Here is a 23,138-nt window from a genome sequence, read left to right on the forward strand (position 1 = left end):
ATTTAAAAACTTTAAAAATGGAAATAGTAAAGTGTTTTAAAATAGCAATAGGGTTAACTGTTATTGGGCTAACAAGTTGTGTTAATAATAACAATAAAAAAAATACAATAGCGGAAGTTCATAAAGATATTGAAAAGCCAAACCTAATTTTCTACTTAGCCGACGACCAAGATGTTTACGATTATGGGTGCTACGGCAATAAAAAAGTAAATACCGCTGCTGTAGACCGTCTTGCTAAAGAAGGGATGCTGTTTAATAATGCCTTTACGGCACAAGCTATTTGTGCGCCTAGTAGGTCGCAACTTTTTACAGGTAAATATCCTATTAAAAATGGGTGTTTTGCCAACCATACAGCTACAAGGCCCAATATTGAAAGTGTAACTTCAAGAATGGAAAAATTAGGGTATGAGGTTGTGTTAGCTGGAAAAAGCCATGTAAAACCATCTAGTGTTTATAATTGGGATAAAGCATGGGCGCCAGTACCAAAAAAAGGTGTTCCTAGAGATTATATTCCATTAGATAGCATTGCTCATTATTTTAAAACTACCGATAAACCATTTTGTATGTTTATCACCTCAAAATATCCGCATGGGAAGTATTTTGAGGTTGAAAATCCTAAAGCTGAAGATATTAAATTTTATCCTTTCAATATTAAGAAAAAGGATAACCCAGATTATGTAAAAGCTAAAGCGGGTTACTATAGAAGTATTGAAGAAGACAACACGCAGTTAGAAAGTGTTTTAAAATTAGTAGACTCATATTTAAACGACAATACGCTTTTTATTTATAGTGCAGACCATGGAGTATCAGGTAAGTTTACAGTTAAAGATATAGGGCTTAAAGTGCCATTTGTGGCACGTTGGCCTAAAGTTATTAAGCCAAATTCAAAGTCTAGTCAACTCATTCATTATACAGATGTTTTACCAACATTTATGGAAATTGCAGGTGAAAAATCTACAGAAGATATAGATGGAAATAGTTTTTTACCATTGTTAAAAGGTGAAAATGTTCAGATTAATAAGTATGTTTATGGAGTTAGAACTAATCAGAATATTTTAAATTCTGAAATTTTTCCATCAAGGATGATTCGCGATAAGCGTTACAAATACATTAGAAATTTTAATTCATTGGAAGTTGTAGAACAAAATTTAACAGGAAAGTCTAATGTAGATTACTTTATAAAGCGAGGAGCAAATGCTTTTAATAATGAACCTTTTGAAGAATTATACGATTTACAGAATGACCCTTTTGAACAGCATAATTTGGTTAAAAACCCTGAAATTAAATCCATAAAAGAAAGCTTAAGAAAAGCGATGTTTAGCTGGATGAAATCTCAAGGGGATATTTTAGATGAATCAATTGGAAATATGCCTTTAATAACACCTAAAGGGGATGGAGGATTTAAGTTAGATAAAGATACACCAAGACGAAAAATCCCAAATTCCATAAAGAATACGCTTAATACAGAAGATTACACAATTATAGAACATTGGTAAAATTAATTTTGAATTTGAATATGAAATTTCTTGTAAAGTTTATAGTAATTAGTTTCTTTTTTATGTCATGTAAAAATGAAAAAAAAGAGGAGGTTATAGTTGATAAAAATAAGCCAATGAACATCTTGTTTATTGCAGTTGACGATTTACGTCCAGAACTAAATTTTTATGGCGCTAACCATATTCTTTCGCCAAACCTTGATAATTTAGCAGGCGAAAGTTTAGTGTTCAATAAGGCGTACTGTAACGTTCCTGTTTGTGGTGCTTCAAGAGCAAGTTTACTTACAGGAACAAGACCTACAAGACATCGATTTGTAGATTATAAAACTAGAGCAGATACAGATGTGCCACATGCTATTTCTTTGCCAAAATTATTAAGACAAAACGGTTATACAACTATTTCTAACGGAAAGATTTATCATCATAATGATGACGATAGTCTAGCTTGGGATAGAAGGTGGTTTCCAAAGGGGAATATTCGAAATTATCAATTAAAGAAAAATATAAAAGAAAATGGAGAAGCTAATTTGGCTATGGGAGGTGCTAGTGCTTTTGAAATGGCAGAGGTTAATGACACAGCGTATTTCGATGGGAAAATAGCTCAAAAAGGGATAACCGATTTAAGAAAGTTAAAAGATAAAAATCACCCCTTTTTTCTGGCATTAGGTTTTATGAAACCTCATTTGCCATTTAATGCGCCAAAAAAGTATTGGGATTTATATGATAGAAATAAAATTTTGCTTCCTGAAAGTTATGTGCAGCCAGAAACCACACCAAAACAGGCGTTTAATAATTTTGGGGAATTACGTAATTATGGAAACATTCCTAGAAAGGGAAAAATTTCTGATGATTTAGCAAAAGAACTTATTCATGGATATTATGCTTGTGTAAGTTATGTAGATGCTCAAATTGGATTAGTTTTGGATGAATTGAAACGATTAGAGCTTGATGATGATACTATTGTAGTTTTATGGGGAGACCATGGATGGAATTTAGGAGACCATAAATTATGGTGTAAGCATACCACTTTTGAAACAGCACTAAGAGCTCCATTAATAATTAAAGTTCCAGGAAAGACTAAAGGAGAGAAAACAGAGTCTATTACCGAATATATAGATATATATCCAACATTAGCAGAGTTAACAGGTGTAGCAATGCCTAACACAGTTGCTGGTAAAAGTTTTGTACCACTTATAGAAGGGCAGCAATTAGAAAAAGATTGGGCTGTTAGTAAATTTAAAGACGCAGTAACTTTAATAAAAGGCGATTTATTTTATACGGAATGGACTAAAGACGATGGTATTGCATACGCTCGTATGTTATTTGACCATAAAACCGACCCTTTAGAGCTAGATAATTTGGCCGAAAAACCCGAGTATCAAGAAAAAGTAAAAGCACTTGCTTTAGAATTAAGAGAAAAATGGGGAAGCGATTTTCTTATTAATGACAAACCTGAAAAGACAAAACCATAACAAAAAATGTTTAATAAATTATGCAATTAAAAGCCATATGCACTTTAGTCTTTGCGGCTTTAATGCTTACTAATTGTAAGCAACAAAAGCAGGATAAACAAATGACTGTACAGCAGTCTGAAATTTCAAAAGATAAACAACCCATAGTTGTACAATTTATTATAGATGGCTTGATGAAAGACGCGGTAGAAACAGCTATTGCTGCCGGTGCGGAACACTTAAAATATTTTGCAAAACAAGGAGTTGTGGTAGAAGAGGCCTATTCGAATAGTCCCGTAGGCAGAGTTAAATTACCAGATGGGAGTGAGCCATGGGGTGGTGCATCTCCACCTAATATTGGCATGCATACAGGAACTCATGTATTTGAAACGCAAGAATTAGATGATATTTTTCTATCTGCAAGAAGAAAAGGGATTAAATCGGTTTATGTAGGCGGTCATACTTTATATGATGTTTTTAAAACACCAGATATTTACTATGCCGAAATTATGCCAGACCAAAAGGTTGTAGATTTAGGTATCAAACATATCAAAGAAAATGGTGCCAGATTAGTGCGTCTACATTTGCAAGAGATCAGAAGTTTTTGGAAAGGACCAGAAGGAAAAACCAATCCAGATTCTAAATATATTAAAGCCATTTTAAATGCTGACGAGCAACTAGGAAGATTAGTAGATTTTTTAAAAAAAGAGGGGTTGTGGGAAAATTCATTTTTTATTATTTCTGCCGATCATGGTATGGGAATTTTGAAAAAAAGTAATCACCTTTCTGAGCAATTATCCTCATGGCAGATTTATATGAATTTTTATGGATTAGGCATAAAAAAAGGTGCAACCATTCCTTATGCTGAATCCCCTGATGTGGCATTAATGACTAATCATTTTATGGGTTTACCAACACTAAAAGGATATACTAAAAACGTAGAGAGTCTTAAAAACTTAAAAACTACTGGAGTTTTTCTAGATAATATTTTTGAAGGGAATCCTGATACTCTGGAACATCCGAAATGGATAAAAACCTACCTTGATAAAAATGCAGGCTCTCCTCCAAATGATTATTTACATTACAGAACGGGAATGCTAGATTTTATCAATAATTAATCATCTTAAGGCATGAAACAAATATTAGTATGGTTTGGGTTACTCTTTATAGTTTTTTCACCGAATGAAATACACGGCCAACAAAAGCAACGACCATTTATTTTAGTAAAATCTAGCGAGCGCAATCGAATCCTAGAGAAAATTGATACACAAGCTTGGGCTAAAGACATTTACGACAACTTAAAATTAAAGACAGATGCTCAGGTTAAACAATTTTATAAAAATCCAACGGATTATATTAAGCGACTACCCTTTAATTGGTCAGAAAAAAGCAATAGTAATTTTCCACCTTTTTTTAAAACAAGACATGTAGCCAATGGCGTTCAAGAAAATCTAGATAATGCCACAGACGAAGAATGGCAACCTGCAGAACTTTTAATAACAGATTTGCAAGTTGCTCTAGATTGTGGTCAGATGTATTATCTAACCGAAGATGAAAAATATGCCTACGTAGCAAGCACCATTCTATATTCATTTTTAAAATCTGTACAGCAATCTGAGGTTTCTGACTGGCATGGTAGAGGCGGTTGGTTATTTCCGTATGATGGCTTTCGTGAAGTACGTGTAATTGGTTATCGACTGCCGTTAATTTATGATTTTATTCACCCTTATCTTAAAAAAGAAGGAAAGTCTTTTGATATCATTCAAAATAAAAAAGTTGTATTTCCTTTTAAAGAAGCGCAAAAAGTGTTTAAAGCCTATGCAAATATTACGGTAAATTACGGGCAAACAGGTTCCAATCATTGTGCTTTGGAAGCGCCTAGTTTGTTATTTAATGCCTTGGCGATGGATGATGAAGCAGAAAGAGAAAAATGGTTGTCTTATTTTTTAACAGAAAGTACAGATAATCAAGATGCGCTAAACATTATGGTTAAAAACTATAAAAATAAAGGTGATATTTGGCCAGAAACCTCTCAGTATTTAAATCACACCACATCCATTCTAGCAAGATTGATGCTAGTGGTTAATAAATACGACCCGTCGTTGAAATTGGGAGAAAAATATCCAAATGTTTTACATGCTCTACCACGGTTAGACTATTTTGTATATCCTAATAATGAAATTGTACGCTGGGGCGATGGGCATAGGTCTGCGCATGCGCCATATGAAGCTTACGACAATGCTTATGCTTTAGCTAAAATGGATGGTTTAATGGCATTGCAAGAAAAATTTTCACCATTGATTAATAGAGCAATCCGCAAGGGGGAATATAAACGACAAGGAACAGAGGCTTTGTTTTGGTATGATGATAGTTTTGATAAAAATTCTGAAACTATTGAGCTATCAAGAACCGATAGAGTCTATCATGCAGGCATTGTTTTACAACGTAATTTAAGCATTACAAATAACCCAAAAGATGGTTTAATGTGTTTTGTTGGAGGAGCACAAATGGTGCATGGGCACGCAGGAGGGATGAATATAGAGTTGTATGGCGAAGGGCAAGTTTTAGGTGTGGATAATGGTAGAAATCGTTACGGGGTGGATCTTCATGAAAACTACTCTAGAATTTTTGCAGCGCACAATACGGTTATTGTAAACGGAAGTTCTCAAGGCGAAGGCGGTTGGGTTAATTTAGGGACAAATAGCGTACAGCTAGTTGCTATGGAACCTGAAGTTGGTAAAGAAGGTGTGTCTCCCTATCATTCGTTTAGTCAAACCAGTTTTGAAGATGATAGAGGAGATAAGGCAGAAGCTACCCAAGAACGTACATTGGCTTTAGTGAGAACATCACCAACCACAGGGTATTATGTAGATGTGTTTCGGTCAAAATCTAAATTACCAAACGAGTATCACGATTATTTATATCATAACATAGGGGATAAGCTAGTTTTTGAAAACATGGACATGGGTTTTGCAAAGACACCTAATAGATATATGGCTAATGCCAAGGACGTATGGAAACGTAATAAACAGTATAGAAATCCGGGTTGGCATTTTTTCAAGGAAGTTCAAACATCGAAAATGTATGATAAAGATGTGAAAGCTACATTTTATACTAAAAAATTATCTAATGGTGCTGTTTTTATGCAATTACACATACCTAGTTTTAAAAACAGAACCTTCACTAAAGTAAAGGCACCAATCACTTTTGAGTCTCCAGATCCTTATAATAAAAAGCGAACTCCAACTTTAGTCATTAGAAATAAAGGCGAAGCATGGAAAAACCCCTTTGTGGTAGTTTACGAACCGTTTAATGAAAATGAAAAACCATCGATACAATCGGTTTCAAAAATTGAGCAAGATGGCCTATACAAAGGTTTGAAGGTTACTAGTAAAATAACTTCTGAAACTTTGGTACAATATGTTATTACGCAATCGAAAGACGAGGTTTTTCAGAGTAAAACATTAGATATATATTTTAAAGGCTCATTTGCAGTAATTACTTTAGATGAAAAGGAGACTTTAAAAAGCATTTATATTGGTGAAGGAGAAAAACTTCTCTTTCAAGATGAAGATATAGACACTAAAAAAAATCATAATTTTTATAAAGAATTCACTAAATAGATTTAGTATTAAAATTAATTAGTAATTACAAAGATTCTCTTTCAATAAGGTTAGAAGGAACTTTTAACTTGCATTTTTTTTTGTCTATTATTGTTTTTGCTGCAGTTTCACCCATAACCTTAAAATCGGTAGATATAACGGTAATGCCCAAAAGTTCTTTTAACGGTGTGTCATTATAAGATATAATTCCAATATCAGTTCCTAATAAATATTCGTTTTCTCTTACCTGCTTAACTAAATTTACTAAATCTGTTTCCCTTATGGTAATAAATAAATCACCTTTTTTTAAAACCATATCGTCATAGATTTTATCTAATATTTCAAAATCTAGTTTATGTTTAACACAAAACTTCCTGAATCCATGCAGAATTCTTTTTGGATATGGATAAATTGATTTTTCTGGAAAAACCAAAATAATTTTTTTATACTTTTTTATGCGGTTTAAACCTTGACTTAAAGCATCGTAAATATCGTTTTCAAAATCTTGATGAATTTTTCCTAATGCCCCATCTAAAATGTTAGGTTTAACATTATCTAAAATAATCAGTTTATCTAACGGAATTTTTTTTAAAGCACTTAATACTTTATTAGGGTAGCTAATATGCTTTAAATCTTCAGTTTTAAAGTGAGGCATAATAACATAATAATCATATGCCGATTTATTTTTTTCTATTAGGTTTAAAAATAATGTCTCGTCGCAATGATAAACTTGTAAATCTATATGAGAATTAGCACCTATACTAGCTATAAAATGATTATAAATTTCACTTTTATAGTTACTTATTTTATTGACCAAAAATAGAATATTTACTTTTGATATTAATTTAGTGCGAGATATATAATACCCTTTACCGCGAATAGGAGTAATTATATTGCGTTCTTTTAAAATACTATATGCTTTTTCAATGGTATCTCTTGATAGATAAAATTCCTCACTAAACATGTTAATGGAAGGTATTTTTTGATCCATGGTTAGATTACCTACAGATATATTATGGATTATGGAATCAATAATTTGTTGATATTTTGGAACCCTTGAATTTTCATCAATTTTTATGTGTTTTATTAAATCCATTTCTAATATTAAAATATAATTATTTTTTAAAATAAATTAAACAATTTTTATGCTGAACGTCTATCAATAAAATTAAAAGGCACTTTTAAATTGTTTATTTTATTATTCAAAATAGTTTCAGCTGCGGTTTTTCCCATTGTCTCAAAATCAGTTGTTATAACTGTAATACCTAAAAGTTCCTTTAAAGGAGTGTCGTTATATGATATAATACCTATATCAGTTCCTAACTTAAATTCATCTTGCTTAACTTGTTTTGTCAAATTTACTAAATCTACTTCCTCAATGGTAATAAATAAATCACCTTTTTTTAAAATCATATCATCATAAACTTTCTCTAAAATTTCAAAATCCAATTTATGTTCAACACAAAATTTTCTAAAACCGTGTAAAATCCTTCTTGGATAAGGATAAACGATGTTATTAGGATAAATTAAAAATATTTTTTTGTATTTATCGATTTTCTCTTTACCATTTTTTAAAGCATTATAAATATCATTCTCGAAATCTTGATATATTTCAGAGACACCCTCGATATTACTTATTTTATTATCGATTAAAATCGTTTTTTGTTGTGGAAGCTTTTTTATCGCTTCAAGAACTCGATCAGTACAATTAATATGTTTGTTAATGTTTGTTTTAAAATGAGGAATGATAACATAATAATCATAATCCTTGACATTTTGTTCAAGAATGTTTAAAAATAAGCTTTCTTCACAATGGTAAATTCGCAAATCTACCTGACAGGATTTTCCTAAGGAATTTACCATAGAATTATAGATAGGTAGTTTATAATTACATAATTTGTTTGTAATAAATAACACCCTGGTTCCTGTATCTAATTTTGTTTTATTGATGTAATAGCCCTTTCCTCTAATAGAGGTGATTATTTGTTTTTCTTTTAAAATTTTATAGGCTTTCTCAACGGTATCCCTAGAAAGATAAAACTCTTCACTTAAAAGATTAATTGAAGGTATTTTTTGATCAACTTGCAGATTGCCTTTTAAGATATTTTGAATTATGGAATTCACAACTTGCTTATATTTAGGAATACTTGAGCTTGAGTGTATGTTTATGTCTTGTAAAATTTCCATTTTGTTTATTTAGTTCGTAATTAGTCGGTTAGTTTTAGTTTAAAACCTTTTACAGTTTTTGGCTTGTTGTTTTACTATAATTAATCTTATTTTAAATGTGGATTTTAGTTATTAATTGGTTAATTTTAAATAGCGTATTAACTGTTATTTATAGGATAAGAGAGCTAGTACTCGTAAAGCGAAAACTTATCTTGCACTTTTTGATATCATGCATTATATTTGAAATTGTAATAAACAATATATTTTAATGGCAAAAAATACAGGTATTGATAAAAAAATTGCACAAATTGATAATGTGTTAAGGTCAGAATTTAATAAATATTTTGTCCATTCAGAGATGGATCATAAATGGGGAATGATGATTAGTGATGTTGGACATTCAAGCGTACCACCAAATTCAGATTATCCAACTAAGGGGCACCCAATTTCGCATATGTTTTCCTGGGATAGAGGAAGAATTTTGAATGAATATCAAATAGTGCTTATTACACAAGGAGCAGGTACTTTTGAGAGTGAATCTTCTGGTGATATAAAATTAAATCGAGGAGATGGTTTTATTATTTTTCCTGGTGAGTGGCATAGATATAAGCCTATGTTAAATACTGGTTGGACAGAGATATGGGTGGGGTTTCATGGAAAGATTGCAGATATTATTATGAAAGATTATTTTTTTCAAAAAAGTAACCCTGTAATTCCTAATTGTTCCAAAATGCTAGTAATGAATTTGTTTACATCAATATTTCAGTTGATGATAGATGAACCCTACGGATATCAAAAAGCAGCTTCTAGCATTTGCATGCAATTAGTGGCGGAAATTCACAATATTCAAAATAGAAAGAGTTCTGCAGAAGTAGATAATTCAATTATTTCTAAGGCCAAATATGTCATGCAAAAAAGAATAGATAAGACATTTGATTTAGAACTGTTTTGCAATTCTAATGGTATAAGTTATTCCAAATTCCGTTCCGATTTTAAATACCAAACCGGACTCGCACCCATGCAATATTACATTCTTTTAAAAATTGAAAAGGCTAAATACCTTATTAGTAATACAGATTTAAGGGCAAAAGAGATAGCATTTCTAACGGGATTTAATTCCGAGCATTACTTTTGTAGATTATTTAAGAAAAAAACAGGATATTCAACTAAAGCGTTCAAGTTAAATAAGGGCCTTATAAATTCCTCCAATTTGAGAGATAATAATATTTAACTTTTAGTAAAATAAGATTTTTTATCAAATTATTAATCCCTTGATTATGAGTCTTTTGGTTAAGGGTCATTATTGTTAAACCAGTATCCTATCAGTTTTCTTTATATTTTTGCATAAATGCTTCTGCTTTTTCAACCATTTTTAAACTACCGCAGAAGATAGGAGCTCTTTCGTGTAATTCTGTTGGTTGAATATCTAGTATTCTTGTATATCCATCGGTTGCCTTGCCTCCAGCTTGCTCAGTTAAAAAAGCCATTGGATTACATTCATATAATAAACGTAATTTACCTTTTGGGGCTTTAGAGTTTGTCGGGTAAATATAAATACCACCTTTTATCATGTTTCTATGGAAATCTGAAACCATAGAGCCAATGTATCTATAAGCATATGGTCTATCTTCTTTTTCTTCTTGACAGTATTTTATGTAGTCTTTCACGCCTTTTGGAAAATGGGCGTAATTTCCTTGATTTATTGAAAAAATAGAGCCCCGTTCAGGAAACGTCATGTTTGGGTGAGAAAGATAAAAACTTCCAATTGCAGGATTAAGAGTAAATCCGTTTACCCCATTACCTGTTGTATAAACAAGCATAGTTGATGTTCCGAAAACAATATAACCAGCAGCCACTTGTTCGCTTCCTTTTTGTAAAAAGTCTTCTTTTTTAACAGGCATTCCTTGTGGTGTAGTTCTTCGGTAAATAGAGAAAATAGTGCCAACTGACACATTAACGTCTATGTTTGAAGAGCCATCTAAAGGGTCTATTAAAACAACATATTTATTGTCATGGGCATTATATTTCCCTTCAACTGTAATAAAATCATCCTCTTCTTCACTAGTAATACCACAAACAATTTCCCGTTTAATTAGAGCAGATTTGAATACATCGTTTGCATAAACATCTAATTTTTGTTGATCTTCACCTTGAATATTAGTTTCTCCTGCAGCACCAACAATATCTACTAATCCCGCTTTGTTTACCTCATGGTTTACAATTTTCGCAGCTAGCCTAATGGAGTTTATTAATTTCGAAAGCTCTCCTGATGAATATTTAAAATCCTGTTGATTGCTAATAATAAATTCTCCGAGTGTAATATAGTTTTTATTCATGGGTATGCTAGGCTAAAATGTTTTATAACAGCTTGTTACATTTTTTAATAAGTAGTACAAAAATAAAGTTAGTAGATAGGTATATAATCCTGTACTGTCCTGTGATCATATATTATGATAATAAAAAAAATGCAGTTTTTTTATTTTATATTCTATTAATAAAAAACACTTAAAAGTTTAATGGGAAGAAAGTTTGTTTGAGTTTTTTTTATTTAAAATTTACGTTTTTCTGGTTAAAATAGAGTTTTGCAGTATAGTACAGGATAGAAATGATTAGACACTAATATATTTTTGGGTAAAATAATTTTTATTTCAACTTTAAATATGGAAAACATCACTAAAACTTTTAAATATGTAGATTACCTTTGGGACGATAAAAAGGCTGATAGCTTAGGCGATAATCAAGTAGACTTATTTTTATACCGGTCTAATATTCTTGGAGCAGATTTAAGAATTACCAATTATGGAGGAGGTAATACAAGTTGCAAGACTATAGAAACAGATCCTTTAACAAATGAAAAAGTTGAAGTAATGTGGGTAAAAGGTTCTGGAGGAGATATAGGAACTTTAACTAGATCTGGCATCGCTGGACTTTACACCAAAAGGTTAAGAGACTTAAAAACTGTTTATAAAGGGTTAGACGATGAAGATAGAATGGTAGGGCTTTTTAATCATTGTATTTATGATTTAGATAGTAAAGCACCGTCTATTGATACACCTTTGCATGGTTTGTTACCATTTGCTCATATAGACCACTTACATCCAGATGCGCTTATTGCGGTTGCAGCTGCTAAAGATAGTGAGCAAGTAACCAAAGAAATTTGGGGAGATACTATGGGATGGGTGCCTTGGCAGCGTCCAGGGTTCGATTTAGGGTTGCAGTTAGAAAAATGTCTGGCAGATAATCCAGGAATTCGTGGTATTGTTTTAGGAAGTCACGGTTTGTTTACCTGGGGAGATACATCTTACGAGTGTTATATGAATAGTTTGGAGGTTATTGAAATGGCATCTGAATACATTGAAAAAAAATTAAAAGAGCAAGGTGAAGTTTTTGGAGGGCAAAAAATAGAGAGCTTACCAAAAGATGAGCGTTTAGAAAAAGCGTCTCAAATAATGCCTTTATTAAGAGGGTTGTGTTCCTCTGAAAACAGAATGATTGGTCATTTTTCAGACACAGACGTTGTCATGGAATATATAAATAGTAATGATTTGGAAAGATTAGCCCCAATGGGAACGTCTTGTCCCGATCACTTCTTAAGAACAAAAATTCAACCATTAGTATTAGAATTAGATAAGAACGAAGATCTATCTGATGCAGAGGGTATTTTAAAGAAATTAGAGCCAGCATTTGAAGCTTACAGGCAAGAATATATAGATTATTATAATACCTGCAAAAAGGATAATAGTCCAGCAATACGTGACGCAAATCCGGTAATTATTATCTATCCGGGTGTAGGTATGTTTAGTTTTGCTAAAAATAAACAAACAACACGAGTTGCAAGCGAGTTTTACATAAATGCTATCAATGTAATGCGTGGTGCAGAAGCAATTACGTCTTACACATCCTTACCAAGACAAGAGGCTTTTGATATTGAATATTGGTTATTAGAAGAAGCAAAATTACAGCGTATGCCAAAAGAAAAGCCATTATCCAGAAAAGTGGCTTTAGTTACTGGTGCTGGAGGAGGAATAGGTAAAGCTATTGCCGATAAATTGGCAGCAGAAGGAGCTAATGTGGTGCTAACAGATATTAATGAAGAAGCGCTTGTAGAGGCTAATGCAACTTATGCAAGAGATGTTTCTACTTATGCCGTTTGTGATGTTACAAATACGACATCTATAGAAAGTGCTTATAAAAAAGCAATTATAGAGTTTGGAGGAGTAGATATGATAGTACATAGTGCTGGATTAGCAATTTCTAAACCATTAACAGAAACAACTGATAAGGATTGGAATATTCTACAAAATATATTGGTAAAAGGCCAATTTGATTTGGCAAAACAATTTGCACTTATTGTTCGTAAACAAGGTCTTGGAGGCGATTATATTGCCATCGCAAGTAAAAACGGATTAGTTGCAGGTCCAAATAATGTAGCCTATGGAACCGCTAAAGCAGCGCAACAGCACATGGTTAGGTTGTTAGCTGCGGAATTAGCGAAAGATAAGGTGAGAGTTAATACAGTAAATCCAGATGGGGTTATTGTTGGTAGTAAAATATGGGAAGGCGCTTGGGCCGAAGGAAGAGCCAAAGCAAACAATATTACGGTAGAAGAGTTACCAGCATTTTATGCAAAAAGAAATCTATTAAATGAAATTATCAGACCCGAAGATATTGCAAACGGTGTGTTTTCTTTGGTGGGTATTCTTGATAAATCAACAGGAAATATAATAAATGTAGACGGAGGCATGGCAAATGCCTTTGTAAGATAAATAAAAGTTTAGTTTAGTTTTAGAAAAGTAAAACTTCCATATAAATAATATGGTTTATGGAAGTTTCCTTTTCTTATTTAGAATTTTAAATCATGAAAATAAAAGAAGAACACATTTTAGATTTTAATAAAGCATCGTTAGAAACTCATAACGATAGTTTTGATTTTTTATCTAGTAAATTAAGTAAAAACGGGCATGATGTTCAAGGCATTATATCCAGATTGGCCGATTTTCAGGTAGCAATACCTAGTTGGGCTTTAGGCGCTGGAGGCACTCGATTCGGGCGCTTTTCTTTTTTTGGAGAGCCTTCAAGTCTTGAGCAAAAAATAGAAGATGTTGGCGTGTTACACAGTTTAACACAAACCGCTGGTGCAGTATCCTTGCATATTCCTTGGGATATCCCTTCTGACTATAATGCGATTAAAGAAAAGGCAGATGCTTTAGATATTAAATTTGATGCTGTAAACTCTAATACGTTTCAAGATCAAAAAAATGCCAAAGAAACTTATAAATATGGTTCTTTAAGTAATACAAGTCAAGCCGTTAGAGAGCAAGCGATACAACATAATTTAGATGTTATTAAAATTGGTGATAAATTAGGTTCAAAAGCTTTAACAGTATGGTTAGCAGATGGGTCTTGCTTTCCAGGTCAAAATAACTTTCAAACGGCATTTCAAAATACACAAGACAGCTTAATTGATATTTATAAAGGCTTACCAGACGACTGGAAAATGCTTGTTGAATACAAACCTTACGAACCAAATTTTTATAGTACGGTTATACAAGATTGGGGAGCTTCATTAATGTTAGCCAATGGATGCGGAGATAAAGCATATACATTAGTTGATTTAGGTCATCATTTACCAAATAGTAATATTGAGCAAATTGTTTCAATTTTACAATTAAAAGGTAAACTAGGTGGATTTCATTTTAATGATAGTAAATATGGTGACGATGATTTAACTGTAGGAAGTATAAAGCCTTATGCATTATTTTTAATTTTTAACGAATTGGTTTATGGAATGGCAAACAATCCACAAAACCCAGATTTAGCTTGGATGATTGATGCTAGCCACAATGTTAAAGACCCGTTAGAAGATTTAATTCAGTCTTTAGAAGCTATTCAAGAGGCTTATGCTAAAGCGTTACTAATTGATCAAGCAGCGTTAAGAGCAGCGCAAATAGATAACGATGTTGTAAAATGTCAAGAAATATTGCAAGGTGCTTATAGAACAGATGTAAGACCATTATTAGAAAGAGCACGTTTAGGAAGAGGAGGAGCATTAAGTCCAATACAAGCTTATCGCTCATTAGATGTTAGAAATAGCTTAATAAAGGAGAGAGGTAAAAATACTGTAGCTACAGGGCTTTAATCTGTAAAGTATGAAACAAAAAGTAACCGCTGTTTTCGACATAGGAAAAACTAATAAAAAGTTTTTTCTTTTTGACAAAGACTTTAAAGAAGTTCATAAAGAATATATTTCGTTTGAAGAAATATTAGATGAAGATGGACACCCTACAGAAAATCTTCCAGAATTAAAAAAATGGTTAAAAAAAGTTTTTGATCGTATTTTAGAGAAAAAGGAATTTAATGTTAAAGCCATTAATTTTTCAACATATGGTGCAAGTTTTGTTCATATAGACCGTAATGGAAAACCATTAACACCGCTATATAATTATACCAAACCTTTACCTGAAGAGATAATTACTTCTTTTTTTGAAAAGTATGGGCCAAAAGAAGAGTTTTTAAAAACTACAGGATGTGCAGATTTAAGTATGCTTAATTCTGGATTACAATTGTATTGGCTAAAGCAATCAAAACCAGAGGTTTTTAAAAAAATTAAATATTCTTTGCACTTACCGCAATACCTAAGTCATGTTTTTACAGGCATTCCTTTAAGTGAATATACCAGTATAGGATGCCATACAGCACTTTGGGATTACAGTAAAAAAGATTATCATAGTTGGGTTTACGAAGAAGAAATTGATAAAGTATTACCACCAATTGTTTCAACAGAAACAAGCATTAATATGAATTACAATGGTAACCGTATTAAAATTGGTGTAGGTATTCATGATAGTTCCGCGGCTTTATTGCCTTATGTACGTAGTATAAAGAAAAAGTTTGTCCTTATATCTACAGGAACATGGAGTATTACATTTAATCCTTTTACTGAGAAACCAATTTCGACAGAAGTAAATGATAGTGATGTTATTAATTACATGCGTATTAATGGCAAACCGGTAAAGGCATCCCGATTGTTTTTAGGAAATGAGTACAAGGTTCAAGTAGAAAAATTGAACAAAAAATTTGGTGTTGATGAGGATTTTCATCGTACAGTAAAGTTCGATTATGATGTGTATTTAGAAATCCAGAAAGACTTTAAGTATTGTTTTAAATGGGAAGGTTTAACGGACGAGAATATGCCCGAAGAAACAGAATTTAATTATAATAAGTATGAGCATGCTTATCATCAATTAATGAACGAATTGGTTTTGCTTCAAATAAAATGTATTAGAAAAGCCATAGGAGATGATACTATTTCCGGTTTATACGTAGATGGTGGTTTTAGTGATAATGACTTATTTATAAAATTGTTATCACATAATTTTAGAGATAAAAAACTAAGAACCACAAATGCCTCATTAGGTTCTGCCTTAGGAGCAGCAATTTCTATTTCAGATACCAAGCTTAATTCTAAGTTTTTGAAAAAAAACTATGCACTTAAAAAGCATGTACCATTTATAATTAGCGGTTAATGTTTATCTAAAAAAAAATAACAACATAAGAAGAACAGCTTTTATTAAAGTTAATTTATTGAAAAAATAAAATATATTTAAAATGTCAAAAAACATAAAATTAGTTCATCCTAGAGATCAAATTACAGAAATAATTAGTAGAATTTATAAAAGAGGTATGACCACGACTTCTGGTGGAAATATTTCAATTATTGATGATGAGGGAAATATATGGGTAACACCATCTGCCATAGATAAAGGTTCTTTAAGAGCTTCTGATATTATATGTGTAAAAAAAGATGGAACTATTATAGGTAAACATAAACCATCATCTGAGTTTCCATTTCACAAAGCAATATATGAGGCAAGACCAGATATTAAGTCGGTTATACATGCACATCCTCCAGCATTGGTTTCATTTAGTATCGTGCGTCAAATTCCGAATACAAACATCATTTCTCAAGCAAAACATGTTTGTGGGCCAATAGGATATGCGAAGTATAGGTTACCAGGTAGCGACGATTTAGGAGATGTTATTGCAGATGAATTTAAAAAAGGATATAAGGCCATCATTATGGAAAATCATGGTACTGTTTTGGGTGGAAGTGATTTAACAGATGCATATGAGCGTTTTGAAGCATTAGAATTTTGTGCAAGTACCATTCTTTATGGTTCGCAAATTGGAACTCCAAAATATCTTTCTGACAATCAGATAGATGAGTTTGAAGCACAAACAACCGGAGTTTTACCAGAAATGGAAGTTACAACGTATTCATCAGATGAGGTTGAAAAGCGATTAGAGATTTGCAAAATTATACAACGTTCTTGCCAACAAGGTTTAATGATAAGTTCTTATGGTACTGTATCTATGCGTTGGAATGATAACGATTTTCTTATTACACCTACAGGTAAAAACAGATGGGATATCGATTTAGATGATATCGTTCAAATAAAAGATGGTAAACGAGAAGCAGGAAAAACTCCAAGTAGAGCCGCTTGGATTCATCAAGAAATTTATAATAGAAACCCAGATGTTAACTCTATTATTATGACGCAATCACCTTATTTAATGGCTTTTGGGGTTACAGGAGAATATCTTAACGTAAGAACCATACCTGAGAGTTGGATATTTTTACAAGACATAAACTTTGTTGAATACGGTAATCATTTTAGAAAAAATAATAATTCTGAAATCGTTGATAATTGCCCAACAGCATTAATTATAGAAAATGATTCAGTAATTATAACAGGCGATAAGTTATTACAAACGTTTGATTATTTAGAGGTAGCCGAGTTTAGTGCAAAATCAATTGTTTTAGGCCATTCACTTGGTGAGATGGTACCAATAAATGATGAGCAAGTTGAAGATTTAAGGAAAAAGTTTTTAACATAAAAATATGGCAATAAGTTTCGATACGCGATATCCATCAATAGATGATTTAAGAGCGAAAGCTCAAAAAAAAATACCAAAGTTTGCTTTTGAATATTTAGATGGAGGGTGTAATGAAGATGTAAATTTAATAAGAAATACATCTGAATTGCGCGAAGTACAACTTAAACCAAATTATTTAAGGAAGCATCATGGGTCATCTTTAAAAACCAATCTTTTTGGTATTGAATATGATGCGCCTTTTGGTATTGCACCAGTAGGTTTACAAGGGTTAATGTGGCCAAACTCGCCTGAGATTTTAGCAAAGGCAGCTTTTAATCATAATATTCCTTTTGTATTAAGTACAGTAACCACAACAAGTATAGAACGTGCGGCAGAATTAACAGAAGGTAAAGCCTGGTTTCAATTATATCATCCTACAGAAAATAAGTTAAGAGACGATATAATAAATAGAGCAGCTGCTGCAGAATGTCCAGTTTTAGTGATTTTATGTGATGTGCCAAGTTTTGGATTTAGACCAAGAGATATTAGAAATGGTTTAGCTATGCCTCCAAAAATGAATTTAAGTAATATTTTACAAGCCTTTGGGAGACCGCATTGGAGTTTACAAACCCTAAAACATGGCATTCCTAATTTCGCCAATTTATTACCTTATATGCCTAAAAATTTAGATTTAAAGCAATTAGGGAAATTCATGGACCAAACCTTCTCAGGAAGATTAAATGAAGAAAAGATTAAACCAATTCGAGACATGTGGAAGGGGAAGTTGGTTTTAAAAGGAGTCGCTTCTGAATATGATGCAGAACTAGCTATTAAATTAGGGCTTGATGGTATTATAGTTTCAAACCACGGTGGGCGTCAATTAGATGCTGGACAATCTACGATTAAGCCTTTATCTACAATTGCCGAAAAATATGGTGATCAAATTGAAGTTATGATGGATAGTGGTGTGCGTTCAGGTCCAGATGTAGCAAGGGCTATGGCTAGTGGAGCTAAATTTACATTTATGGGTCGCTCTTTTATGTATGGCGTATCTGCACTTGGTAAAAAAGGAGGTAATCATACCATATCATTATTAAAAACAGAATTGCAACAAGTAATGGAGCAATTGTGTTGCGAAAACACTAGTGATTTTCCTAATCATTTAGTTTAATCTGTTAAGTATTATTAATTAAAAGAATTAAAAAAAACTATTATGAAGCATTACAAACAATTTATTAATGGAGAATTTGTAGACTCTAAAGCCACATCGGTTATTGAGATATTGAACCCTTGTACAGAAGAAATTATTAGTACTATTTCTACAGGAACTGTAGAAGATGCTAACAATGCCTTAGAAGCAGCACAAGCAGCACAACCAGCATGGGAGGCTTTGCCGGCAATACAAAGAGCGGCATTTTTACATAAAATGGCTGATGTTATTAGAGAAAACCGTGTGTTTTTGGCAGAAACTTTGTCTAAAGAACAAGCTAAAGTTATTGGTTTAGCACAAGTTGAAATTGATGTAACTGCAGATTATTTTGATTATAATGCAGGTTGGGCACGAAGAATTGAAGGAGAGATTATTCAAAGTGATCGTGAAAAAGAACATATTTATTTACACAAAGTGCCAATTGGAGTTGCTGTTGGTATTTGCCCTTGGAATTTCCCGTTTTTTGTTATGGCACGTAAAGTTGCAGCATCTTTAATTACCGGAAATACCTGTGTAATAAAGCCAAGTTCTGAAGCGCCAAATACTATAATGGAGTTTGTAGATTTTATTCAAAAAATAGATTTACCGCGAGGTGTTTTAAACTTTGTTTGTGGAGCTGGTAGAACTGTTGGTAATGCATTATCAAAAAGTCCTATAACAGGTATTATTAGTTTAACAGGTAGTGTTGGTGCAGGACAAAAAGTAATTACTGCAGCAGCTGAAAATATTACAAAAGTATCGTTAGAATTAGGAGGGAAAGCACCTGCGATTGTTTGTGCAGATGCTAATATGGATTTGGCAATTAATTCTGTAGTGTCTTCAAAAGTTATATTTAGTGGTCAAGTTTGTAACTGTGCAGAACGTGTATATGTTGAAGATAGTATTTATGACGAGTTTGTTGACAAGTTGACTAAAAAGATGAGCGAAGTTACAATTGAAGATGCTCTAACAGGTACCAATGCTGACATGAGTAGCTTGGTATCAAAAGATCAATTAGATAAAATTACAGAAATGGTTGAATTTGCCAAGAAAGAAGGTGCGGAAGTGCTTGTTGGAGGTGGAAAACCAGACAGATTTGATAGAGGTTATTTTTACGAGCCAACTGTAATAACAGGTTGTAGTCAAGACAGTCAAATTATTCAAGAAGAGGTTTTTGGTCCTGTATTACCAGTAATGAAGTTTAATACCTTAGATGAGGCTATTGCAATGTCTAATGATACAGAATTTGGTTTAACATCATCAATATTCTCAGAAAACTTCAATAATATCATGAAAGCGACTAATGGTTTACATTTTGGTGAAACTTATGTGAATAGAGAACATTTTGAAGCCATTCAAGGTTTTCATGCTGGATGGAAAAAATCTGGTGTAGGAGGAGCTGATGGTAAGCACGGTATGGAAGAGTATTTACATACAAAAGTGGTTTACGCTAAATATTACTAGAAGTTGGTTATGTTTCACTCATAAAAAAGCTCAGCTAAAATCAAGTTTTAGCTGAGCTTTTTGTTTTTCAATATTTAATAGAACTAAGGTTTAGTTTTTAGATGAAAAATTTAGCATCCAATCAACACATTCAACATGACTAAATAGTTTTTTGTTTCCTTGTGGATGATTAGCACCAGTAAAAGCAATATACTTTACATTTTTATTACCAGCAGCTTTTAAAAGGTCGGTCATTTTTTTTACAGATGCCACATTTTTACCATCTTCACCACCAACCATTCCAAATACAGGAAAATTAGCAAGTTTAACAAAATCATCATGTTCTGAAACACCACTAAAACCTCCTGGAGCTGCAGCGGCAAATCGTTCTGGAGATTCCTGTATCCAATCCCAAGAGCCTCGCCCTCCCATACTGTGCCCCATTACATAAATGCGATTATGGTCTATTTGTGTATAGGTATCAAGTATATAATCTAACATGGTATTTAGTGTAGTAGGATCCCATTTTTCAGAAGAATTTGGCTCTAACAATATTAAATCTTTACCTGCTAACTCAGCGAGAGAGAGACCTTTTACTTTCGAAGAACGCTTAAGCTGCTCTTCAATGCTCCATGCCTTTCCTCCGCCGCCATGTAATGTTATTAGAAGCGGTAATTTATCTTTAGTTTCCTTTTTAGGGAAAGCCATAAAAGCAGTCTTTTTTAATTTCCCCAATTTTGGTTGTAAGTCTTCAGGCCAATTTAAAAGCGTTACTTCCATGTTTTTGAAAGTATCGTTAATATTACTTAGTGTCTTTTCAATTCTAGGAGTTTGTTGAAAACTAGTCAATAAAAGAAAAGTAAAAATGCTGAAAGCTAGTTTTGTCATTATTTAAAAGTTTAAATTCATGTTTAGTATTCATGATGATTTAGTGTTTGTAAAGATATGATATTAAGATTGCTTTGTCAAAGGTTTATACCAATAGAACCATTAAGCTCATAGCTCCATGCGCACCAACCACCAGGCATTGCTCAATATCTGCTGTTTTTGAAGGCCCCGATATAAAAACACCAAAATCTCTATTTCTTTCTGCTATTATATCATAGGCTTCCAACATATGCAGGCAAATGTTTTCTTTTTTTAAAATAATAACTAAATCGTTTGTAATAAAAGGTAGTGCTCGTACCAAACTATTATTGGCCGTAACCCATATTGCACCATTTTCCGAAACTCCTAATTCTCCTTCAACTATAGCAAGATCGATATCCTCAAGGCTATGAGGATCTGTTTCCTTAGAAATTGGAACTGTACCTAAAGTAGATTTAGTTGTAACAGAAACTATATTTTTAGCTTTCGAATAACTTGAGCTTATCTCATTATCTATTTGCTTACTGTCAACCTCTTTAACTGTGCCGCCAACTAAAGCAATATTATTCTTAAAAGTGTCTAATAGGTCAATGTTTTCAGCAAAGGCATCTTCATTAATTTCTGGTAATGGAAGTGCTTCTGGCTTATTGTTTTTTATTGATTTTAAAATAGCTTCTCTACCCATTTTTATTTCTTTTTTTAAACCATTCATCAAAATTATCATTTTTCACCTCTGGTAAATCTCTAGCTTTTCCCCAAGCATTTAATTTATTATAAATCATAAATCTCGGTGCATGTTTTAATACAAATCGTGCCGATTTTCCAGCAAAACCGTATAATTTTGGTTTAGATAAAACGACTCCAGCAATTTTTAAAACAGATTTTTTAACAATAGGCTGCTTTTGTTCTTTTACAATAATTTGTCGCCATTTATAAAGTTGTTCGTGAATATTAATTTTTACCGGGCAAACATTCGAGCACGATCCACAAAGAGTAGAAGCAAAAGGTAATGAACTATGTTTTTTCATATCCTTTCCGGGAGATAATATAGAGCCTATTGGTCCAGGTATTGTATAATCATAACTATGGCCACCGCTTCTTCTGTATATTGGACATGTATTCATACAAGCACCACATCTAATACAATGCAAAGATGCTCTAAAATCTTCTCGACTTAGTTGTTCCGTTCTACCATTATCAACTATAATAATATGCATTTCTTTACCATCGTCTGGTTTATTAAAATGTGAAGAATAGGTCGTTATTGGTTGTCCCGTTGCACTTCTGGCTAATAACCTTAGAAATATTCCTAAATGTTTTTCTTGTGGTATAATTTTTTCAATACCCATACAAGCAATATGAGCCTTTGCTAAATGCACTCCCATATCGGCATTACCTTCGTTAGTGCATACTACAACACCTCCGGTATTTGCAACAGCAAAATTAACACCTGTAATAGCAACATCTGCCTTTAAGAATTTATCTCTTAAGTGTTTTCGAGCTTCGCTAACTAGGTATTCAGGATTTCCTTGGCTGGGTTTAGTGCCTAAATTTTCTTGAAACAAAACATCAACTTCTTCTTTTGTTTTATGAATGGCAGGAAGTACAATATGGCTTGGTGGCTCTTCTGCCAATTGCACAATGCGTTCGCCTAAATCTGTATCTATAACTTCTATACCTATTTTTTCTAAGAATGGATTTAAGTGACATTCTTCAGTAAGCATGGATTTGCTTTTTACAACTTTCTTAGCATCATGTTTCTCGAGAATGGAATTAACAATATTATTATGATCTTCTGCGTTTGATGCCCAATGTACATGAATACCATTCTTTTGGGCATTTGTTTCAAATTCAATTAGGTATTGATCTAAATTTGATAACACATTGGCTTTAATAGCAGAGCCAAGTTCTCTTAAATATTCCCAACCTTGAACTTTATGAGCAGAAGCATCTCTTTTCTCCCTCACATACCATAACGCTTTGTCATGCCAGTTAACCTTAGCCTCATCTTTGTTGAATATTTCAGCTTTTTTTGCGTGACCCATAA

The 23,138-nt window shown here is 32.6% G+C and carries 17 protein-coding genes; 11 read left to right on the forward strand and 6 right to left on the reverse strand.

From position 1 onward, the window contains the following. Positions 1-17 precede the first annotated feature (17 nt). The 4 genes from SJY43_RS10385 to SJY43_RS10400 are packed head-to-tail and all read left to right on the forward strand — an operon-like array spanning position 18 to position 6,570. A complete protein-coding gene (locus tag SJY43_RS10385; protein WP_396600671.1) occupies positions 18-1,496 on the forward strand; it encodes a sulfatase in 1,479 nt (492 codons plus the stop codon). A 20-nt stretch (positions 1,497-1,516) separates the two neighbouring features. After that, positions 1,517-2,968: a sulfatase gene (locus SJY43_RS10390; RefSeq protein WP_396600672.1), complete on the forward strand. Its 1,452-nt coding sequence runs from the start codon at positions 1,517-1,519 to the stop codon at positions 2,966-2,968. A 20-nt stretch (positions 2,969-2,988) separates the two neighbouring features. Further along, positions 2,989-4,065: an alkaline phosphatase family protein gene (locus tag SJY43_RS10395; RefSeq protein WP_396600673.1), complete on the forward strand. Its 1,077-nt coding sequence runs from the start codon at positions 2,989-2,991 to the stop codon at positions 4,063-4,065. A 12-nt stretch (positions 4,066-4,077) separates the two neighbouring features. Then, positions 4,078-6,570 (forward strand): heparinase II/III family protein, encoded by a 2,493-nt coding sequence (locus SJY43_RS10400; protein ID WP_396600674.1) that lies wholly within the window; start codon positions 4,078-4,080, stop codon positions 6,568-6,570. Between the two features lie 25 nt (positions 6,571-6,595). Here SJY43_RS10400 and SJY43_RS10405 read toward each other — a convergent pair whose 3' ends face one another. Then, positions 6,596-7,645 carry a GntR family transcriptional regulator gene (locus tag SJY43_RS10405; RefSeq protein WP_396600675.1) on the reverse strand — a complete coding sequence of 350 codons (1,050 nt, stop codon included), beginning with the start codon at positions 7,643-7,645 and terminating at the stop codon, positions 6,596-6,598. A gap of 47 nt (positions 7,646-7,692) precedes the next feature. Further along, positions 7,693-8,736 carry a GntR family transcriptional regulator gene (locus SJY43_RS10410; RefSeq protein ID WP_396600676.1) on the reverse strand — a complete coding sequence of 348 codons (1,044 nt, stop codon included), beginning with the start codon at positions 8,734-8,736 and terminating at the stop codon, positions 7,693-7,695. A 247-nt stretch (positions 8,737-8,983) separates the two neighbouring features. Between SJY43_RS10410 and SJY43_RS10415 the strand changes: the two genes are divergently transcribed. Further along, positions 8,984-9,946 carry an AraC family transcriptional regulator gene (locus SJY43_RS10415; protein ID WP_396600677.1) on the forward strand — a complete coding sequence of 321 codons (963 nt, stop codon included), beginning with the start codon at positions 8,984-8,986 and terminating at the stop codon, positions 9,944-9,946. A gap of 91 nt (positions 9,947-10,037) precedes the next feature. On the opposite strand, the gene fbp is transcribed toward SJY43_RS10415, so the two are convergent. Beyond that, on the reverse strand, positions 10,038-11,051 hold the full coding sequence (fbp, locus tag SJY43_RS10420; RefSeq protein ID WP_396600678.1) for a class 1 fructose-bisphosphatase: 1,014 nt from the start codon (positions 11,049-11,051) through the stop codon (positions 10,038-10,040). Positions 11,052-11,375: 324 nt separating this feature from the next. On the opposite strand from fbp, the gene SJY43_RS10425 reads away from it, so the two are divergent. From SJY43_RS10425 to aldA, 6 genes are all read left to right on the forward strand, one after another. Then, positions 11,376-13,481, forward strand: a complete 2,106-nt coding sequence (locus SJY43_RS10425) for a bifunctional aldolase/short-chain dehydrogenase (protein ID WP_396600679.1) — start codon at positions 11,376-11,378, stop codon at positions 13,479-13,481. Positions 13,482-13,573: 92 nt separating this feature from the next. After that, positions 13,574-14,854: a sugar isomerase gene (locus tag SJY43_RS10430; RefSeq protein ID WP_396600680.1), complete on the forward strand. Its 1,281-nt coding sequence runs from the start codon at positions 13,574-13,576 to the stop codon at positions 14,852-14,854. A 10-nt stretch (positions 14,855-14,864) separates the two neighbouring features. Continuing rightward, positions 14,865-16,241: an FGGY-family carbohydrate kinase gene (locus tag SJY43_RS10435; RefSeq protein WP_396600681.1), complete on the forward strand. Its 1,377-nt coding sequence runs from the start codon at positions 14,865-14,867 to the stop codon at positions 16,239-16,241. A gap of 82 nt (positions 16,242-16,323) precedes the next feature. Continuing rightward, entirely contained in the window at positions 16,324-17,613 is a 1,290-nt protein-coding gene (locus tag SJY43_RS10440) for a class II aldolase/adducin family protein (protein WP_396600682.1), read from the forward strand. Positions 17,614-17,617: 4 nt separating this feature from the next. Continuing rightward, complete coding sequence (locus tag SJY43_RS10445; RefSeq protein ID WP_396600683.1) at positions 17,618-18,763, forward strand: alpha-hydroxy-acid oxidizing protein; 1,146 nt, start codon at positions 17,618-17,620, stop codon at positions 18,761-18,763. A 42-nt stretch (positions 18,764-18,805) separates the two neighbouring features. Next, positions 18,806-20,245, forward strand: coding sequence for an aldehyde dehydrogenase (aldA, locus tag SJY43_RS10450; RefSeq protein ID WP_396600684.1), 1,440 nt, complete (start codon positions 18,806-18,808; stop codon positions 20,243-20,245). A 90-nt stretch (positions 20,246-20,335) separates the two neighbouring features. Here aldA and SJY43_RS10455 read toward each other — a convergent pair whose 3' ends face one another. The 3 genes from SJY43_RS10455 to SJY43_RS10465 form a co-directional block, all read right to left on the reverse strand. Further along, on the reverse strand, positions 20,336-21,112 hold the full coding sequence (locus tag SJY43_RS10455; protein WP_396600685.1) for a dienelactone hydrolase family protein: 777 nt from the start codon (positions 21,110-21,112) through the stop codon (positions 20,336-20,338). A gap of 85 nt (positions 21,113-21,197) precedes the next feature. Continuing rightward, positions 21,198-21,803 (reverse strand): lactate utilization protein C, encoded by a 606-nt coding sequence (locus SJY43_RS10460; protein WP_396600686.1) that lies wholly within the window; start codon positions 21,801-21,803, stop codon positions 21,198-21,200. Beyond that, a complete protein-coding gene (locus SJY43_RS10465; protein WP_396600687.1) occupies positions 21,769-23,136 on the reverse strand; it encodes a lactate utilization protein B in 1,368 nt (455 codons plus the stop codon). The genes SJY43_RS10460 and SJY43_RS10465 overlap by 35 nt, the downstream gene beginning before the upstream one ends. Between the last annotated feature and the right edge of the window lie 2 nt (positions 23,137-23,138).

The organism is Algibacter sp. R77976 (genome assembly GCF_044594645.1).
Lineage (GTDB): Bacteria > Bacteroidota > Bacteroidia > Flavobacteriales > Flavobacteriaceae > Algibacter_B.

Excerpts from the sequence above, each read along its gene's own strand:
- SJY43_RS10385 (WP_396600671.1), top strand. The coding sequence starts at position 18 with ATGGAAATAGTAAAGTGTTTTAAAATAGCAATAGGGTTAACTGTTATT.
- SJY43_RS10390 (WP_396600672.1), top strand. The coding sequence starts at position 1,517 with ATGAAATTTCTTGTAAAGTTTATAGTAATTAGTTTCTTTTTTATGTCA.
- SJY43_RS10395 (WP_396600673.1), top strand. The coding sequence starts at position 2,989 with ATGCAATTAAAAGCCATATGCACTTTAGTCTTTGCGGCTTTAATGCTT.
- SJY43_RS10400 (WP_396600674.1), top strand. The coding sequence starts at position 4,078 with ATGAAACAAATATTAGTATGGTTTGGGTTACTCTTTATAGTTTTTTCA.
- SJY43_RS10405 (WP_396600675.1), bottom strand. The coding sequence starts at position 7,645 with ATGGATTTAATAAAACACATAAAAATTGATGAAAATTCAAGGGTTCCA.
- SJY43_RS10410 (WP_396600676.1), bottom strand. The coding sequence starts at position 8,736 with ATGGAAATTTTACAAGACATAAACATACACTCAAGCTCAAGTATTCCT.
- SJY43_RS10415 (WP_396600677.1), top strand. The coding sequence starts at position 8,984 with ATGGCAAAAAATACAGGTATTGATAAAAAAATTGCACAAATTGATAAT.
- fbp (WP_396600678.1), bottom strand. The coding sequence starts at position 11,051 with ATGAATAAAAACTATATTACACTCGGAGAATTTATTATTAGCAATCAA.
- SJY43_RS10425 (WP_396600679.1), top strand. The coding sequence starts at position 11,376 with ATGGAAAACATCACTAAAACTTTTAAATATGTAGATTACCTTTGGGAC.
- SJY43_RS10430 (WP_396600680.1), top strand. The coding sequence starts at position 13,574 with ATGAAAATAAAAGAAGAACACATTTTAGATTTTAATAAAGCATCGTTA.
- SJY43_RS10435 (WP_396600681.1), top strand. The coding sequence starts at position 14,865 with ATGAAACAAAAAGTAACCGCTGTTTTCGACATAGGAAAAACTAATAAA.
- SJY43_RS10440 (WP_396600682.1), top strand. The coding sequence starts at position 16,324 with ATGTCAAAAAACATAAAATTAGTTCATCCTAGAGATCAAATTACAGAA.
- SJY43_RS10445 (WP_396600683.1), top strand. The coding sequence starts at position 17,618 with ATGGCAATAAGTTTCGATACGCGATATCCATCAATAGATGATTTAAGA.
- aldA (WP_396600684.1), top strand. The coding sequence starts at position 18,806 with ATGAAGCATTACAAACAATTTATTAATGGAGAATTTGTAGACTCTAAA.
- SJY43_RS10455 (WP_396600685.1), bottom strand. The coding sequence starts at position 21,112 with ATGACAAAACTAGCTTTCAGCATTTTTACTTTTCTTTTATTGACTAGT.
- SJY43_RS10460 (WP_396600686.1), bottom strand. The coding sequence starts at position 21,803 with ATGAATGGTTTAAAAAAAGAAATAAAAATGGGTAGAGAAGCTATTTTA.
- SJY43_RS10465 (WP_396600687.1), bottom strand. The coding sequence starts at position 23,136 with ATGGGTCACGCAAAAAAAGCTGAAATATTCAACAAAGATGAGGCTAAG.